Annotated in this window: 11 protein-coding genes; 5 read left to right on the top strand and 6 right to left on the bottom strand. The window is 63.3% G+C overall.

Features of this window, described 5'->3' with window-relative positions; all coding sequences use genetic code 11:
• Window positions 1–21 precede the first annotated feature (21 nt).
• From ACVWYF_RS18750 to ACVWYF_RS18740, 3 genes are all read right to left on the bottom strand, one after another.
• Entirely contained in the window at window positions 22–1,782 is a 1,761-nt protein-coding gene (locus ACVWYF_RS18750; protein ID WP_457070870.1) for a T9SS type A sorting domain-containing protein, read from the bottom strand.
• Between the two features lie 268 nt (window positions 1,783–2,050).
• Window positions 2,051–2,767, bottom strand: coding sequence for a hypothetical protein (locus ACVWYF_RS18745; RefSeq protein ID WP_457070868.1), 717 nt, complete (start codon window positions 2,765–2,767; stop codon window positions 2,051–2,053).
• Between the two features lie 78 nt (window positions 2,768–2,845).
• Window positions 2,846–4,894, bottom strand: coding sequence for a hypothetical protein (locus tag ACVWYF_RS18740; protein WP_457070866.1), 2,049 nt, complete (start codon window positions 4,892–4,894; stop codon window positions 2,846–2,848).
• A gap of 222 nt (window positions 4,895–5,116) precedes the next feature.
• Between ACVWYF_RS18740 and ACVWYF_RS18735 the strand changes: the two genes are divergently transcribed.
• Entirely contained in the window at window positions 5,117–7,195 is a 2,079-nt protein-coding gene (locus ACVWYF_RS18735) for an OmpA family protein (protein WP_457070864.1), read from the top strand.
• 77 nt (window positions 7,196–7,272) lie between these two features.
• Here ACVWYF_RS18735 and ACVWYF_RS18730 read toward each other — a convergent pair whose 3' ends face one another.
• Together ACVWYF_RS18730 and proS are read right to left on the bottom strand one after the other, a co-directional pair.
• Window positions 7,273–7,695, bottom strand: coding sequence for a DUF4844 domain-containing protein (locus ACVWYF_RS18730; protein WP_457070861.1), 423 nt, complete (start codon window positions 7,693–7,695; stop codon window positions 7,273–7,275).
• Window positions 7,696–7,968: 273 nt separating this feature from the next.
• Complete coding sequence (gene proS / locus ACVWYF_RS18725) at window positions 7,969–9,444, bottom strand: proline--tRNA ligase (RefSeq protein ID WP_457070858.1); 1,476 nt, start codon at window positions 9,442–9,444, stop codon at window positions 7,969–7,971.
• Window positions 9,445–9,708: 264 nt separating this feature from the next.
• Here proS and ACVWYF_RS18720 point away from each other — a divergent pair, with 264 nt between their 5' ends.
• The gene (locus ACVWYF_RS18720; protein ID WP_457070856.1) at window positions 9,709–11,160 is read left to right on the top strand and encodes a hypothetical protein; all 1,452 of its coding nucleotides are present in this window, start codon (window positions 9,709–9,711) and stop codon (window positions 11,158–11,160) included.
• 78 nt (window positions 11,161–11,238) lie between these two features.
• Window positions 11,239–12,807 (top strand): OmpP1/FadL family transporter, encoded by a 1,569-nt coding sequence (locus ACVWYF_RS18715; protein WP_457070854.1) that lies wholly within the window; start codon window positions 11,239–11,241, stop codon window positions 12,805–12,807.
• Window positions 12,808–12,881: 74 nt separating this feature from the next.
• Here ACVWYF_RS18715 and ACVWYF_RS18710 read toward each other — a convergent pair whose 3' ends face one another.
• Complete coding sequence (locus ACVWYF_RS18710) at window positions 12,882–13,904, bottom strand: hypothetical protein (protein ID WP_457070852.1); 1,023 nt, start codon at window positions 13,902–13,904, stop codon at window positions 12,882–12,884.
• Between the two features lie 102 nt (window positions 13,905–14,006).
• Between ACVWYF_RS18710 and ACVWYF_RS18705 the strand changes: the two genes are divergently transcribed.
• Entirely contained in the window at window positions 14,007–16,241 is a 2,235-nt protein-coding gene (locus tag ACVWYF_RS18705) for a S9 family peptidase (protein WP_457070849.1), read from the top strand.
• Window positions 16,242–16,409: 168 nt separating this feature from the next.
• A complete protein-coding gene (locus ACVWYF_RS18700) occupies window positions 16,410–17,366 on the top strand; it encodes an alpha/beta fold hydrolase (protein WP_457070846.1) in 957 nt (318 codons plus the stop codon).
• The last annotated feature ends 184 nt before the right edge of the window (window positions 17,367–17,550 follow it).

Below are 17,550 nucleotides of genomic sequence, written 5' to 3'. Positions count from 1 at the left end.
TAGGCAACCGGGCGGCCGGCCCTACTCCACCACCAGGCGGTGGGTGGCGCTGCGGCCCCCGGCGGCTACGCGCACGGCGTAGAGGCCGGCGGGCAGCCCGGCCAGGTCCAGCGGGTGGCGCAGGCCGGCGGCGGGCAGGGGCACGGTGGCGGTGCGCACTACGCGGCCCAGGGCATCGGTGAGGGTGAGGGTGGCGACCGAGGCGCCGGGCACGGGCGGCAGCTGCACGGTGGCCGTGGCGTGGGCGGGGTTGGGGAATACCGCCACGTCGGGCAGGGCGCGGGGGCCGGCGGTGGCCGTGAGGGTGGCGTCGGTGAGGGTGGCTACGTAGCCCATGCTTCGCATCGGGACATTATTTGTGAGCGCCAGCGAGCCGAAAGTGGCAGTGCCTGCTCCTATCAGACCGGCCACGCACACGCTGGTGCCGGACAGGGCCAGCGCGTAGCCCAGGTCGCGGTCACCGCTGCCGGCTTGCTGGGCCCAGACGAAGCTGCCCGTTGGGCCTGCGTCGGTGAGCTTGGCCACGCAGATGTCGCCAAAACCCCGGCTGGTGAGGGTGGTACTACCGAACTGCGCAGCCCCGTAAAAAGTACCGGCCACGTAGATGCTCTGCCCGTTCAGGGCCAAGGCTTGCAACCCATCGATGCGACTGGCCGACTGCGCCCATGTGAAGCTGCCAGCGGAACCCGCGTCGGTAACCTTGGCCACGAAAGCGCTGATATCACCGCTCCCGCTATTGGCCAGGGTGCTGCCGCCGAGGGTGACGGCGGCACTCGAAAACGCCCCCGTCAGGTATACGCTGCTGCCACTGGCTTGCAGCGCGTTTACCCGTTCGCTCCCGGTGCCTCTGATGGACAAAGCCCAAGTGAAGGCGGCAGTGGAGCCGGCATCGGCGAGCTTGGCCAAGAACCCATCGCTGGAATTACCGGCCGCGTTGGCCAGCGTGAGGGTGCCAAAGGTGGCCGTGGTGCTGGTGAAGTGCCCGCCCAGGTACACGCTGCTGCCGCTCACGGCCAGGGCTTCGGCCCCGTCGGTGAAGGTGCCGCCGGCCCGGTAGGCCCACACAAAGCTGCCCGTGGTGCCCGCATCGGTGAGCTTGGCCACGAACGCATTGTCGGACCCAGTGCATACCAGGGTGGTGCTGCCAAAGGCCAGCGTGGGGCTCCGAAACTGCCCGCAGATGTACACGCTGCTGCCCACCGCAGCCACAGCGTTGCTGAATTCAATGTTGCCGCCGCCGAACTGCTGCGTCCAGCCGAAGCTGCTGGTGCTGCCTGCGTCCACGAACTTGGTTAGGAAACCATCGGAGGTATTGCCGGCGGCTAGGGTATTGGCATTGGCAAGCGTGACGGGGCCAAAATCGGCCGTAGGGCTGGCGAAGCTACCGGTCACGTACACGTTGGCCCCCTGCACGGCCACGCCGTCGGCCTGGTCCGAGGCATTGCCGCCGGCCCGCTGCGCCCACACGAAGGCGCGCGTGTTGGGGTCCCATTTGGTCACAAAAATATCGTCGCTGCCGGCGCTGGTTAGCTGCGTGGTGCCAAAGGTGGCGGTGCCCGTAAACAGTCCCACCATAAACACGAAGCCGCCCGGCCCGGTGGTGGCGGCGACGGGGAACACATCGAGCCCGACCAGCGCCTGCGCCGTTTGCCAGGCCGGGGCCGGGGCCTGGGCGCGGGCCAGCGGGGCGGCCAGCAGCAGCAGCAGCGCCGCTAGGTACGGCCGCAGCCGGGTGATGAAATGCCGGCCGGAGCCGGGAGGAGTTGTAGAGAATTGTTTCATCAGGAAAGGGAAAGGTGGCTATGAATGGAAAAACATTACCCAAAGCTACTGGTGGGGCAGGCAGTGGCATCGGCACCGGTGCCGGGCCACACGGGCATACTGCTGATGGGCATTGGCACCGGTGCCGGGCCATGTAGGCATAGCACCCACGGGCATTGGCACCGGTGCCGGGTAATACCAGCACAGTGCCCACTACCACCGGCACTGGTGCCGGTAGTAGTGGGCACACCAGGCAACCCTACCGGCACCGGTGCCGGTGGTTTTTGCCTTACAATTTCGGGGAGCTGTCGGCGGCGCGGCTGGCGGCGCGGGCGGCATTGCGGCTGGGCAGCAGGCCGTAGTTGAAGTAGATTTCGGCCTGTGCAGGGTGCTCCCAGTACGCGGCCAGGGCGGTGCAATGCACCTGCCACAGCAGCTGGCAGGCCTGCGCCCACTGCCCGCCCAATGAGCCGATGGTTTCCTTGGCCACTTTCAGGCCGGCATCCTTGGCGACGGTGGCGGCCGCGAGTTCGGCCAGCAGGGCCACCGCAGCGGTGCCCAGGGTGGGGCCGCCGAGGTCGGCCTTGTGGGCCGTGAGGGCCGTGGCGAAGGCCTCGAAGCGTACCGGAAAGTCGGTGCCGTTGGCATCGGTGAGGTGCATGAGGCCCTGGGGCAGCAGCTCCTTGAGTTTTTCGGGGTGCTGGCGGTAGGCAGGCACTAGGGTCACGGCGTTGGTGTCCTGCACAAACACGCGCATGGCCCGCAGCACGTCCTTGCGGGAGCGGGTGAGGGTTTGGCCGGTGCCGTCCTGGCCTTCGCGGGCCACCACGGAGCCGCCCAAGGCGGTGGCGGCGGCCTGCAACGGCCCGCTCAAGGCCTTGAGGGCGGCATTAGCGCTGGCGGCGGTGGCCGTCACGGTGTAGTTGAGGAAGCCCAGGAAGGTGGGCCGGCTGCACCGGATATTGGCAAAATGGTTGACGTAAAGGTCGTGGTAGGGAGCTGCCATCGGGTTGGAAATGGGGGTTAGGTTGTGAGGCCGGAAGGTAGGGGAAGTAGCGCGAACTTTCAGTTCGCGCTACTTCCCCTACCTTCCTACCCGCCACTCGGCGGCCAGCTCGAAATACGGTAGTACCCGGCGCGTCTCCTGCGCCAAATCCACGGCCGTGTAGCTGCTGCCCGAGTACGCCCCCTTGCCCACCGAGTACGCCGAGTACGTGCGCAGCCATTGCAGCCAGATGCTGGCCGTGAGGTTGAAGCCGGCCGTGGCGCGGCGCTCCACCGCCACCTCCGGGCCCTGCTGCCGCGTGATGCTGTGCAGGTATATCAGCTGCGAGGCTGGCCCGGTGGAGTTGTCGAGCTGGAGGGCGGCGCGGCCGTAATTGCGCTGTTCCAGCAGGCGGTAGCCCAGGCGCAGGCTGGTGCTGCCCCGCCGGCCGGTCCAGCTCTGGCGGCCCCCGATGGACAGGTCGTGCGTCACGCTGGTATCGAGCGGGCTCTCGCGGAAGCGCGTCCAGTCGAGCTGGCCCACGCGGTTTTCGCGGCGCTGGTAGTCGGCCAGCAGCAGCAGGTGGGGGCGCAGCTGGTAGGTGAGGCTCTGGGTTTGCTCCAGCACGCGGCTGGCGCGGTTGCGGGCCTGCTCGGCGGTCTGGTCGCGCACCTGGTAGCTCACCCACAGGTGGTAGTTCGAGCGGATGCTCCACTTGCCCGGTGCCCAAGTGAAGCCCGGCTCCCAGTGCAGCAGGTGGTCCACGTAGTTCTCGGCGCTCTGGCTGGCCCGGATAAACACCGTTTGGCGGTACTCGCCCGCCACGCCCAGCGTGGTGCGGAAGGCCCCGGCCCAGCGGCCCGTCCAGGTCAGGCGCAGCAGGTGCTGGGCTTCGTCGCGGGTTTGCTGGTTGTCCTTGCTGGGCGCATCCACGCGCAGCAATTGGGCCGAGCCCAGCAGCGCCAGCGCGTGGCGCGGACTGGGCAGCCAGGTCAGGTTGCCCAGCCACAGGATGGTCTGCTCCTTAATGTCCTTCACCTGCTCGCGGGCCAGCGCCGCGGCCAGGCGCGGCACGCTCAGCAACCGGGAATTATCGAGGTAATACGACCGGGTGCGCTCGCGGTAGCCAAAGCTGATGGACGATTGCAGCTTGGGCCGGGCAAAGCGCAACTCCTGGCGGGTGTCCAGCTCGCGCTGGCGGTAGCCCACGTCCTGCAAGGTATCGGCCCGCTCGCCCAGCCGCCGGTACCGGAAGGCCCGGTTGGGCAGCAGCAGACTATTATCGGAGCGCAGCGTGGCAAACTCATTGATGCGGTACGAAGCCCCCGCCTGCACCGCCACGGTATCGGATTGAATGCGCTGCACGGAGCCCAGCAGGTAGTCCTCGGCGCGGTTGGTGCGGTAGCCCACGCGGCCCTGCACCACCAGCGGCGCGCCCGGCAGAAAGGTCTGCTCGCCGGCCGCCTCGGCCACCAGCCGCTGCATGGTGCGCGGGCCCAGGCGGGCGCGGGTGCCCAGCACGCGCACCGCCAGCGGCGCGGCCGTGGGGCCGTTCAGGAAGTACAGTGCCGCCGCATCGAAGCCAAGGGCGAAGCCGGCGTCTTCGCGGCCGTTGCGGCGGTCGGTGGCCAGGCCACCCAGCACCGTAATGCGCATCTGCGATAATGAGTCGGACGCAGAAGCGGCGCGCAGGCGGCGCTGGTAGCCCAGGCGGCCCAGCCATAGGCCGGTGCGCGTGGCATTGGCCCGGCTTTGGTCGTAGTGAAACTGCTGGCCCAGCTGCCAATGGTTGGCCACGTCGAGGGTGAAAACGTCGGCCACATCGGCCCCATAGTCTTCCCGCACGAAGGGCGGCGTGCCCCGCGAGTCGTAAATCATGTCGGTGCCCACGCGGTAGCGCAGCTGCTGGCGCGGCCCCAGGCGCAGGTAGCCCCGCGCTCCGCTGGTCTGCACGAAGGTGCTCACACCCACCCGCCGCGCCCGGGCCACCAGCAGCAGCGCCGTATCGGCCCCGGCGGGCCGCAAGCCCCGAAATACCGGCCCAAACGCGGTAGCGCCCACCAATACCTGTGCCCGGCCCGCCAGCGGCAGTAGCGCCAGCAACACCAGCAGCGCGGCCACGCGCCAGCTGGCCGTCGCGCGCCGCACTACGGTTGCCTTACCTACCGAAAACCACCGGATTACCACGTTTGCCCGGCCCCCGGCTTGTTCCCCCGGCGGGTCGTAGCGGGAAGGTAATACATTGCCCGGGTAGGCTCCGAAAATAGTTTTTCGTTAGGTTAGCTATTGAAAACCCGGCCCGTTCCCGACGGCGCGGGTGTAAATTTGCCCGGGGCCACTCTGCCATTCTCTTTTTCTGCTATCGTTACCATGAATAATTATCTTATCAAACGCCTGCTCACGGCCGCGCCGGTGGCGCTGGGGCTGCTGGCCGCCACTTCGGCCCAGGCCCAGCACGTCCAATGGGCCGCCCGTCTGGTGGCCGTGTCGTCGCAGAAATCCGATGGCAAAGACCCGTTCTCGCCCTCGCAGGTGCTGGGCGTGCCCAACGCCCTGCCGCTGGGCCAAATCAGCAACGATGCCTGGATTCCGCGCAAGGAAGGGCCCAATGAGTTCATTGAGGTGCGCTTTGCGCGCTCGGTAGCGGCCCAGCAGGTCACCATCGTCGAGAACTTCAACCCCGGCTCCATCACCAAAGTCGAGTTGGTGGACACCAAGGGCGTCCACCACGAAGTGTATTCCAACGACAACCCCGGCCCCCTGCCCGAGCCCTCCCGCACGCTGGAAGTGAAGTTTCCGGCCGCCGAGTACCGCACCCTGGGCGTGGTGGTTCGCATGAACACGGCCAAGGTGGAAGGCATCAACCAGATTGACGCCATCGGCATTGCCGACGTGGTGTCGACCATGGTGAAGCAGGCCTTCACCGGCGAGAAAGGCCCGGATGCCGTGAAATCAAGCCAGTTCGACTCCTCGCTGGTGAACCTGGGCCCGAACGTGAACACCCGTTACGTGGAAACCCACCCGGTTATCTCGCCCAACGGCCGCACGCTGTATTTCGCCCGCGAAAGCAACCCCGACAACGTGGGCGGCGGCCGCGACCCGCAGGACGTCTTCGCGTCGGCGCTGCTGAGCGGCAAAAACAAGACCTGGGGCCTGGCCAAAAACGTGGGCGGCCCCGTGAACACCCCCGACGACCCCAACGGCATCGCCTCGGTATCGGCCAACGGCCAGAACGCCATCCTCATCAACATCTACAACCGCGACGGCACCATGGACCCGCTCGGGTGCAGCCTCACCAAGCACACCCGCATGGGCTGGACGCAGCCCGTACCGCAGGTCATCAAGGACTTCGTGAACTTAGATAAGGAGCACGTCGACTTCTTCCTCGCTACTTCGGGCAAGGCCCTGCTCATGGCCGTGGAGCGCCCGGACGGCCTGGGCGGGCAGGACCTCTTCGTGAGCTTCCCGGTGCCCGAAACCAACAACACCTGGACCAAGCCCCGCAACCTGGGCCCGAACGTGAACACCGCCAAATCGGACTTCGCCCCCTTCCTCGCCGCCGACGAAAAGACCCTGTACTTCGCCAGCGAAGGCCGGGGCGGATATGGTAAGTCGGACATCTTCTACAGCAAGCGCCTCGACGATACCTGGACCAACTGGAGCCCGCCCCGCAACCTGGGCCCGGTGGTGAACTCGCCCGATTTCGACGCCTACTACACCATCTCGGCCGCCGGCCAGGATGCGTACCTGGTGTCGTCGCGCAACGGCACGGCCAATTCCAAGGACATTTTCCGCATCTCGCTGGCTCCCGCCTTCCAGCCCGAAGTGGTGACCCTGGTGACCGGCCGGGTGCTCGACGTGAACACCGGCAAGCCCATCCGGGCCATCATTCACTACGAAAACCTACTCACGGGCGAAGAAATCGGCGTGGCCGAAACCGACCCCGTCGACGGTTCCTACACCATCGTGCTGCCCAGCGGCGTGCAGTACGGCTACCGCGCCGAGGCCAAAGGCTACATCGCCGAAAACGCCAACCTCGACGTGACCGCCAAGGACAAATACTCCGAGCAGAAGCAGGACCTTTTCCTGGTGCCCTTCAACGTGGGCCAGACGGTGAAGCTGAACAACATCTTCTTCCAACAAAGCAAGTACTACCTCACCACCAGTTCCTACCCCGAATTGCTGCGCCTTATCCGCATCATGAAGGACTACCCGACGGTGGAAATCAAGCTCTCGGGCCACACCGACAACCAGGGCGACCCGGCGCTGAACCTCAAGCTCAGCCAGGACCGCGTGAACGAGGTGAAGAAATACCTCGGCAGCCACGGCATCAAGGCCGAGCGCGTCACCACCGAAGGCTTCGGTGACACCAAGCCCATTGCCAGCAACGACCAGGAAGAAACGCGCATGAAAAACCGCCGCGTGGAGTTCACCATCACCAAGAAATAACCCCGGCCCGGCCGAATACAAAAAGCCCCGACACGCCATGTGTCGGGGCTTTTTGCATGATGTACTTGTTGCTACTGCTACTTAGCGGCCGAAGCGACGAAGGTATCAAGCCGGCCTTCGGAGCTTTCCAGACCCACGATTTCCATCAGGTCCTGGAAGTATTCAGCCACCTGCTTGCGGTCGGTAGCATTGGCGGTGAGCGGGGCTACGCGGGCCAGGCCATTGTCCAGGCACTTGAGGTAGGCCTCTTTGGTAGGCTGCTCCTTGGTCACGCGCAGAAAATCATCGGCCGAGATAACGAGGTAGCGGTTGAGTTCGGGGCGCACTTCGGCGTGGGCTTTGGCGGTTTTGCCGGCCTTGGCTACTTCGGCTTTGGTGAGCTCTTTCAGGTCTTCGAGCTGATTGATGGCCTGGGCCGGCACTTTTACGGGCGTACCCGTCTGGGCATGGCCGGCCAGCGTGGCCAGGCCCAGCAGGCCAATGAGGAACAGGTGCTTCATAGTAAGTAATGGGTTGGTTAAGGTTATGAAAATATGATGGAATGGCTAAATCGAGGCTGTGGAGCATGATAATGCTTTCCGAAGATACTAGCAGACGGGCACAAGTTCACCCTCACGTTGGCGCTCGGGCACAAATAATTTCTCCCGGCTACTCGATATCATTGCGCACGAGAAGCCGGTAAGTCTGCCCGCAAAAAGGCCGCTAACCAATCGGTCAGCGGCCTCGAAATGCAATTTTACCGGCTAGCAAATGCGCCACCAGCTGGACCTTGCTTAGTAGGCGCGGGCGAAGTAGGCGCGGCGCGGGCTGGGCTTGCCCGTTACTATGCAGATGCCTTCTTCATCGGCCTCGTTCAGGGGCAGGCAGCGCACGGTGGCTTTGGTTTCTTCCTTGATGCGCTCCTCGGTTTCGGAGGTGCCGTCGTAGTGGGCCAGCAGGAAGCCGGGCTCCTCGTCCAGCATCCGCTTGAACTCGTCGTAGCTGTCGACGCGGGTGGTGTGGGCGGCGCGGAAATTCTTGGCGCGCTCGTAGATGTTAGTTTGAATATCGGTCAGTAGCTGGTCCACGCTGGCCACGATGTCGGCCAGGGGCAGGCTCATTTTCTCCTTCGTATCGCGGCGCACCACTTCCACCATGCCGGCGTCGAGGTCGCGCGCACCGATGGCCAGGCGCACGGGCACGCCCTTCAGCTCCCACTCGGCAAACTTGAAGCCGGGCCGCTCGGTATCGCGGGCATCCAGCTTCACCGAAATGCCCCGCGCAATGAGGCCCATCTGGATGGGCTTAATGCGCTCCAGCAACGCGTCCAGCTCGCCGGTTTTGTAGATGGGGATGATGACCACCTGAATGGGGGCCAGCTTGGGCGGCAGCACCAGGCCTTCGTCATCGGAGTGGGCCATCACGAGGGCACCCATCAGGCGGGTGCTCACGCCCCAGCTGGTGCCCCACACGTGCTCACGCACACCTTCTTTATTGGCAAACTGCACGTCGAACGCCTTGGCGAAGTTCTGGCCCAGGAAGTGGCTGGTGCCGGCTTGCAGGGCCTTGCCGTCTTGCATCAAGGCTTCGATGCAATAGGTATCCTCGGCCCCGGCGAACCGCTCGTTGGGCGTTTTCACGCCTTTCACCACGGGCAGGGCCATGTGCTCCTCGGCAAACTCGGCGTACACGTCCAGCATCTGGCGGGTTTCGGCCACGGCTTCCTCGGCGGTGGCGTGGGCGGTGTGGCCCTCCTGCCACAGGAACTCAGCGGTGCGCAGAAACAGGCGGGTGCGCATTTCCCAGCGCACCACGTTGGCCCATTGGTTGATGAGCAGCGGCAGGTCGCGGTAGCTCTGCACCCAGTTTTTGTAGGTGCTCCAGATGATGGCCTCCGAGGTGGGGCGCACCACCAGCTCTTCTTCCAGCTTGGCGTTGGGGTCCACGCGCAGCTTGCCGGGCCGGTCGGGGTCGGTTTGGAGGCGGTAGTGGGTCACCACGGCGCATTCTTTGGCGAAGCCTTCAGCATTTTTTTCCTCGGCCTCGAACAGGCTTTTGGGTACGAAAAGCGGAAAATAAGCGTTTTCGTGGCCGGTGCGCTTGAACATATCGTCCAATTGGCGCTGCATCTTTTCCCAGATGGCGTAGCCATAGGGTTTAATAACCATGCAGCCGCGCACGGCCGAGTTTTCGGCCAGGCCGGCGCGCTTCACTAACTCATTGTACCAAAGCGAATAATCTTCTTGGCGGGTAGGCAACTTTTTGCTCATGGGAGGCATCTTAGGGGTAATTGAAAAAGTTCCCAGTTTTGGTACAGGATTTGAATTGACCTTGGGGCACCGTTTCGGGTTCAAATTACGTTATTAAAGTGCGGACCTCCTTGCGGGAGCTCTTTGCGCGGACAACGGCGGCGCCCGGCTTATTTTCCAGTATTTTTTACTGGGTTGGCCCTGATTCCTAGCCGCTTCATCTCGCTTCCATCGTATAGTCCGTTACTTTACAGAAAGCCTTCCCATCCTTACCTTTTTTCAGTCATGAAAAACCTGCTCACCGCCTGTTTGCCCGCTTTGGCCCTGTTTGCGCTGGGTGGCTGCGCGGGTACTTCGGCCCTTACATCGTCGGAAGACGACGGGGTCTATTATTCGTCGAAGGACCGGACCACGGCCATCGTCAGCACCGCCCCGGCTCCGGCCGCCTACAGCGAGGAAGCCAATCCGGACTATAACGGGGGAAGCACGAATTCTTCGTCGGCCCGGCAAAATAATTCCGGCTCCACCCAGTATTACGACAACACGTACACCTACATGCGTGGCGCACCCGGTTACGGCGGCTCACCGAGCTATTACGGCCCGGGCCTGAATTCCTACTCGCCCTATAGCCCTTACACCAGCCTGAGCTACGGCGGCGGCTACGGCGGCGGCTACGCCTATGGCGGCGGGGCCTGCGGCTTTTCGCCGTATGCCTACGGCGGCTACGACCCATTTTACAGTTCATTCGGCAGCCCTTATGGCTATAGCCCTTACGGCTACGGTTCGGGCCTGAGCATCAGCTTCGGGTTTGGCCGCTCGTTTGGGTACGGCGGCTATGGCGGCTACGGCTACAGCCCATTTGGCTATGGTGGCTATGGTGGCTATAGCCCTTTCTACTATAGCAGCCCCTTTTACGGGGGGTATTATGGGCGGAGCGGCTACTATGGCAACAGCTACTACGGCAACAATTACAACGGCGGGAGCTACTACAACAACGGCGGGGGCAATGAGCGGAACCCCGTTCGCTCTTACGGCCACCGCAACAGCGAGGCTTCGGATGTGCGGTATTCATCCGGCAACGGCGGGAACGTGCCGAACACCACTCCAGGCACGCCCGGCGGCGGCGGCCGGGTTCGCAGTGCCGACCGGGTAATGACGAATGTGCCGGAAACCATGCCAATGAGCACGGCCGATGCCGTAGGCCGCTCCCGTAGCGAAACGATTTCGGCAGGCCAGCCGGAACGTGCAAAAGACGCCTATAACCAGCCCCAAGGTATGAGTGGCATAGACCAGCCGCGCTACCGCGATATGGGCAAGCGGCGGGATGCGCAGTCCGGCAATTTGGCAACCCCCGACCAGGAACAGATTGCGCGCGATAACGGCCGGGGCCGCATGCGTAACGCCGAGGCTATGCCCCAGAATAATGGCCAGATGCAGCCCCAGCCAGCGGCCATGCCGCAGGATGGCCAGCGCCGGCGTGGAGGCTTTTTTCAGAACGTACTTGGCGAACAGCCGAACAACAGCGGCGGCCAGGCCACCGAGCAACCCCGCCAACGCGCCAACGACCAGCCCCAGCAGCAACGCACGTACGACCAGCCCCGGCAGCGCACTTACGAGCAGCCGCAGCAGCGCACGTATGAGCAGCCACAGCAGCGCTCATATAGCCAGCCATCGTATTCCGCGCCATCGGCTCCCTCCTATGGCGGTGGGGGTGGCGGCCACCGGGGCCGCGACTAACCGATAGACTGGCATTTCTGCAAAAATATTTCCCAAGTGAGCCGGCCCTTCGGCTGGCTCCTTTTCTTCCACCCCACCATGAAAAAACGGATAATCTGGCTTAGCCTGGCCCTCGTAGCAGGGCAGGCAGGCCACGCCTTTGCCCAGGACGCCACCGATGCGTTGCGCTATTCCCGCCTGCAGTTTGGTGGGCCGGCCCGTACACAAGGCATTGCCGGAGCCAATGTGGCCTTGGGAGCCGATTTTGGCAACCTGACCAGCAACCCGGCTGGGCTGGGGCTGTTTCAGAAATCGGAGCTCCACTTCACGCCCGGCATCGGCATTGGCCAGAGCGATGCCAGCATTCAGGGCAACGGTATGGCTTCGCAAAGCGCCGACAAAAACAGCTTTCACATCGCCAGCCTGGGCGGAGTATTTGCCACCCGCCGCCCCGACAATGACCAAACCTCCAACTGGCGCGGCGGGGCTTTTGCGCTGGGCTTTAGCCGGGTGGCCGATTTCAATTCGGCTTCGAGCTACCAGGGAACGCTGAACAACAACCAGTCGTACCTATCGCGGCTGCAGCCGCTGGCCGATGGCGTACAGGGCCGGGCCGCGTTTCAATCGCTGGATGACCAAGCCTATTCCGGCACCTACACTTCTAAATTAGGACTGGCCTACGGGGCATATCTGGCCAACGTCCGGATTTTGCGCCCCAAAGTCGACTCCATTGTGGTGCTGCGCCAGCAGGGCAGCGTACTCAATCAGGGCGAGACGGTGACCAATGCAGGGTCGGTTTCGCAGTTCGATATTGGCTACGGCGGCAACTACCGCGACCGGCTGTACATCGGCGGGGCCATCGGCATTATTACTTCCAATTTTACGCAGACCCGGACGCTGACGGAAGCCGACAACGACCCGAACACCCATTTCAACAGCCTGATGAGCACCAAGGGGCTCAAAACGGCCGGCCGGGGCTTCAACGCCCGCCTGGGACTCATTTATCGGGCACTGGACAACCTGCGCGTGGGGGCCTCGGTGCAAACGCCTACGTTCATGCAACTGACCGACACCAATAGCGAGAGCCTGACCTCAAGCTTCAGCGCGCAGGGCACTGACCGCGCCCCCGGCGACCTGCCCCTGACGCCCTATACGGTATCGATGGCCACTTACGACTACGCCTATACGCTTACCACGCCCTTCCGGGCCAACGGCGGGCTGGCCTACACGCTGGGCAAACGTGGTTTCCTGACCGGCGACATCGAATACGTGGGCTACGGGCAGGCGCGCCTGCACAACGACTCCCAAAGCGCGGTGGGCGATAATTATGCCTTCACGAACGAAAACAGCGACATTCAGACCAGCTACAAGAACGCGGTGAACCTGCGCTTCGGAGCCGAGGGCCGTTTCGATGTGTTTCGGCTGCGGCTGGGCTACGCCCGCTATGGCGACCCCTACAAGGGCGATATTAATAATGAGCGGGCGCAGAACTTCTATACGGTGGGTGGCGGCCTGCGCCAGGGCAACTTCTTCCTGGACGCGGCAGCCGTGTACACCACCTTCAACCAGCTTTACACGCCTTATTCGCTCAATAATGGCTTGCAGCCGGTCATCAAGGTGAATGGCACACGCTACACTACCAGCGTCACGGCCGGCATTACCTTCTAGCCGAAGCGTAACGGCAGACAAGAAAAAGGGCTGCTCCACATCGGAGCAGCCCTTTTTCTTGTCTGCCAGGGTCCTTATTTCTGCACCCTGACGGAGCAAGTCAGCACCGGAGCCGAACCCAGCACGAGGTCGGAAATGAGCAGCAGGCCGAAGCGTTCGGTAGTGCCGTCGGTGATTTTGAAAGCGATGACCTGGCCTTTGCTCAGTGCCCCGGTGGCGAGGCCGCTGGGGGCGTAGGCGTTGGTGCTGCTGTAGCCCGTGGCAAAATCGTCAACTGTAGCGGCGGCAAACTGGGTGCTGGTGAGCGTGGTTAGGTGCATGACGGTAGATTTCCGCACCGTCCACACGGCGGGCAGCTTGCACACGGCGGTATCGGGATTGGCGGGTGCTACCAGCTGCACGGAGGTACCCGTGCCATTGGCGATGCAGAACAGGTCCACCAGCGCCTGGTTGGCCTCCAAGGAGCGTTCCTGGTTCAGCACCGCGTATTTGGGCAGCACTAAGCCGTATTGCAGGTTGAGGAACACGCGGCTGCGGTCGCGCGCGCCCCGGGCCACCACGGCCGCCCGGCGCGGCACCGGCCGCAGCACGGCCGTGAAGCTGTGAAAGACGGCGGCCGAGTCGGCTTTGCGGGCCGTGAGACGGTAAGCGCGACTGGCCGTGGCCCCGGCCACATCGGTGGCCGTGTACTGCCACAGTTCGGTGCCGGAGGTGGCGCGGGCCGAAAACTGATTGACGAAAAGTACTTCGCTGATGGCGCGGCCGTTGGTAATGCCGGGTTTGGGCTCAATCAGCGAGTCGAGGTAGATAATTTCTTTATTACCAGGTGCTTTGGTGGGGTCGTAGGACGCCAGGGGCGACGGGTAAATAATGGGCGTGATACCGGGCTCGTAGGTGACCGTGATGCGCAGGCGCTTGAGCATATTATCGTTGCCCACGGCGTACACGCGGGTCGTGAGCGTATCGTTCGGCTGCACCGTTTTGCTGCCGGAAGTGAGCGTGGAGATACCAACAAAATCGAGCTGAACCGGCCGGGCGGTTTTGGAACAGGCGGCCAGCAGCACGGGCAGGCAAAGCAACAGGAGGCGAAAACGCATAATGCAAAGGTAACGGGGGCCACGGCCAGCAGCCGTGCTGCCGGCGAATGTTACCTTTAACGTTCGGTTGTCGTCCTTATTTCGATTTTGCTCTTATTCCTTATGCGTTTACGCTTCTTTGCGCTGGCAGCCCTCCTGGCCACCAATGGCCCGGCCCTGGTGCCGGGCCTCACCCCCACCCTCCTGCACGCGCAGCAGAAGCTCCCCCTGACCCTGGAAGACATCTGGGCCAAGCCCACGTTCCGCTCGGCCTCGGTGCCGGGCTTCAACTGGATGAACGACGGCCGCTACTATTCGGCCCTGGAAAACGGCAGCCTGGTGCAGTACGAGGTGACCACCGGCAAAGCCGTGCAAACCCTGGTGGCCGCCGCCGAATTGCAGCTGGCCGCCGCGCCGCTCAACGTGGATGGCTACTCCTTCAACGCCGACGAGCAGAAAATCCTGTTCACGACCGGTACCGAGCCCATTTACCGCCGCAGCGCCCGCGCCAGCTACTACGTGTTCGACCGCGGCACCAAGAAGCTGACGCCGCTGAGCGCCGGCGGTAAGCAGGGCTACGCCACGTTTTCGCCCGATGGCCAGCGCGTGGCTTTCACCCGCGACAACAACATGTACGTGACCGACCTGGCCACGATGCAGGAAACCACCGTGACGACCAACGGCCTGAGAAACAACCTCATCAACGGCTCGGCCGACTGGGTGTACGAGGAGGAATTTGGCTTCGCGCAGGGCTTTTTCTGGTCGCCGGATAGCCGGCAGCTGGCCTTTTACACCTTCGACGAAAGCCAGGTGCCCGAGTACGACATGCAGGAATGGGGCGGGCTTTATCCTAAGGAATACCGCTTCAAATACCCCAAGGCCGGTGAAAAAAACTCCGTCGTGAGTGTGAGCAGCTACGACGTGGCCAGCGCCCGCACCACCAAAATGAACGTAGGCCCGGTGGCCGACCAGTACATCCCCCGCGTGCAGTGGACGCGGGTGGCGAACACGCTCAGCATCCAGCGCCTGAACCGCTTGCAAAACAAGCTCGAAATTCTGCACGGCGATGCCAGCACCGGCAAAACCAAGGTGGTACTCACGGACACCAACCCCGCCTACGTTGAGATAAACGACGATTTGAACTACCTCGAAGGGGGCAAGCAGTTCCTGTTCACCAGCGAGAAGGACGGCTACCAGCACCTCTATCTGCACGACATGGACGGCAAGCCGGTACGCCAGCTCACGAAGGGCAGCTGGGAAATCTCGGCCATCAACGGCTTCGATGCCAGAACCGGCAACGTGTACTACACCAGCACCGAAGGCTCGGCCCTGCAGCGCCACCTCTACCGCGTGAACCTGAGCGGCAAAGGCAAGCAGCGCATCAGCGAAGCCGGCCCGGGCACCGACGTGGTGAACATGAGCCCCGACACCAAGTATTTCCTGAATGTGCATTCGTCGGCGGGCGTGCCGGCCGTGAGCAGCCTGCGCGAGGGCAGCACCGGCAAGCTGGTGAAAACGCTGGAAGACAATGCTAAGCTGACGCAAACCCTGACGCAGTATGACTTGGGCAAGCTCGAATTCATCACCTTCAAAACCACCGAGGGCGTGGCGCTGAATGCCTGGATGATAAAGCCCAGCAACTTCGACCCCGCCAAGAAATACCCCGTGCTGATGCACGTTTACGGCGGCCCCAGCTTCGGCACCAGTAGCACCCAGACGGTGCTGGATAATGCCGGCGGCGGCACCGCTTTCACCAACTACCTCTGGCACCAACTGCTGGCCGAAAAGGGCTACATCGTGGTTTCGGTGGAAAACCGGGGTACGTCGGGCCGGGGCTCGGCCTTCCGCAAGGCCACATATGCCAACCTGGGCAAGCTCGAAACCATTGACCAGGGCGAGGGCGCCAAGTACCTGGCCACGCTGCCCTACGTCGATAAATCCCGCATCGGCATCTGGGGCTGGAGCTACGGCGGCTACATGACCTCGCTGGCCATGACCAAAAATGCCGACCTCTTCAAGATGGGCATCGCCGTGGCCCCGGTCACGAACTGGCGCTACTACGACACCGTATACACGGAGCGCTACCTCAAAACGCCCCAGGAAAACCCGGGCGGCTACGACGACAACTCGCCCGTGCAGTTCGCCCAGAACCTGAAAGGCAAGTTCCTGCTCGTGCACGGCACCGGCGACGACAACGTGCATTTCCAGAACTCCATCGCCCTGGTTGATGCGATGGTGAAAGCCAACAAGGACTTCCAGACGCTGTACTACCCCAACCGCAACCACGGCATTGCGGGCGGCAACACGCGCCTGCACCTCTACCGCCAGATGACCAACTTCGTGCTGCAGAACCTGTAATTAGCCGGGTGAAGAACCTCCAGGAGCCATCATGCCAGGCATGACGGCTCTTTTTTTGTGCCCGGCAGCTACACGCTTGTTCCGGCCGCGCCATCGGTTCATCGCCTGAATCCCCCCTTTCGGCAACCTTTATTTCGGCCCGGGCCGGCCCGTTGCCAGCTTTGGGACATGAAAACGCACTCCCTTACCTGCCCAGCCCTGTTCCACCTCATTTTCTCGCTGCTGCTGCTGGCTACTACCAGCGCCTACGCGGCCCCCTTGGTTTTAGCCAACGGCACCCCGGCCGTTACCACTTCGGACGGCGTGCGCCTGTATGTGCATGTGGCGGGCCAGGGCCGTCCCTGCGTGTTCGTGCATGGCGGCCCCGGCGCGGGTTCCGAAGTGCAGGAAACCCTGGCTGGCCCCCTGCTGGAACAGCAGTTTCAAATGATTTACCTCGACCAGCGCGGCAGTGGCCGCTCGGCCAGCTCGGCTACCCAAAGCTATGGCCTGCCCCGCCTGGTGCAGGATTTGGAAGAGCTGCGCCAGCAGCTGCACGTTGATAAGTGGGTATTGCTGTCGCACTCCTTCGGTGGCCTCATTGCCACGGCCTACGCCCGGCAATACCCCGGGCATGTGCTGGGTTTGGTGCTCAGCAACAGTATCCTGAACCTGCCGGCTTCTATGGAAAGCCTGGCCACCAACGGCTACGCTCTGCTGCCGCCCGCCGCCCGGGCATCCGTCGATACTGCTGCGCCGCTGCCCCAGCGTTTCGGCATGGTGATGGGCCTGCTCAACCAGCACCACCTCATGGACCAGCTCATGTACAGCACCGACTCCACGGCGGCCCGTGTGGCCCGCATCAAGCCCGCCCAACCGGCCAACCACGATTTTGCGGCCTCTCTCTACCAACCCGGCGTCATCGACGGCTACCTGGAAGATTTCACGGCGGCCACCCCGGCCCTGCGGATGCCCGTGCTGGTTCTGCCCGGCTCGGCCGATGCCGTAACCGGCCCGCAGCACCAGGCGTTCTGTTTCCCCAACCAGCGCGTGGTGCCCATGCCCGGCAAGCACAACGCCCTGCTCGAAAGTCCGCACGAAGTGAGCCGGGCGCTGGCCGCCTTCGTGCGCCAGCTGCCGAAGTAGCTTCGCCTGCACCTGTCGCCAAGGCCATCCGCTGCCGGGTGGCCTTTTGGGTTTTGGCTTAAATGCATCAGTCAGGAGGTTATCCGGCATCGTTCCCGGCATCGTTTGCGCTAATATAAAGCTGTTTTCCAGCGTCTTATTAGGACTTAAGGTTCTACTATTACCAGGCAAACGCTTCGCTTGC

This window comes from Hymenobacter sp. UYAg731 (assembly GCF_054061335.1).
Note: the sequence above shows the minus strand (reverse complement) of the source record. Positions and strands in the feature narration are given on the sequence as shown.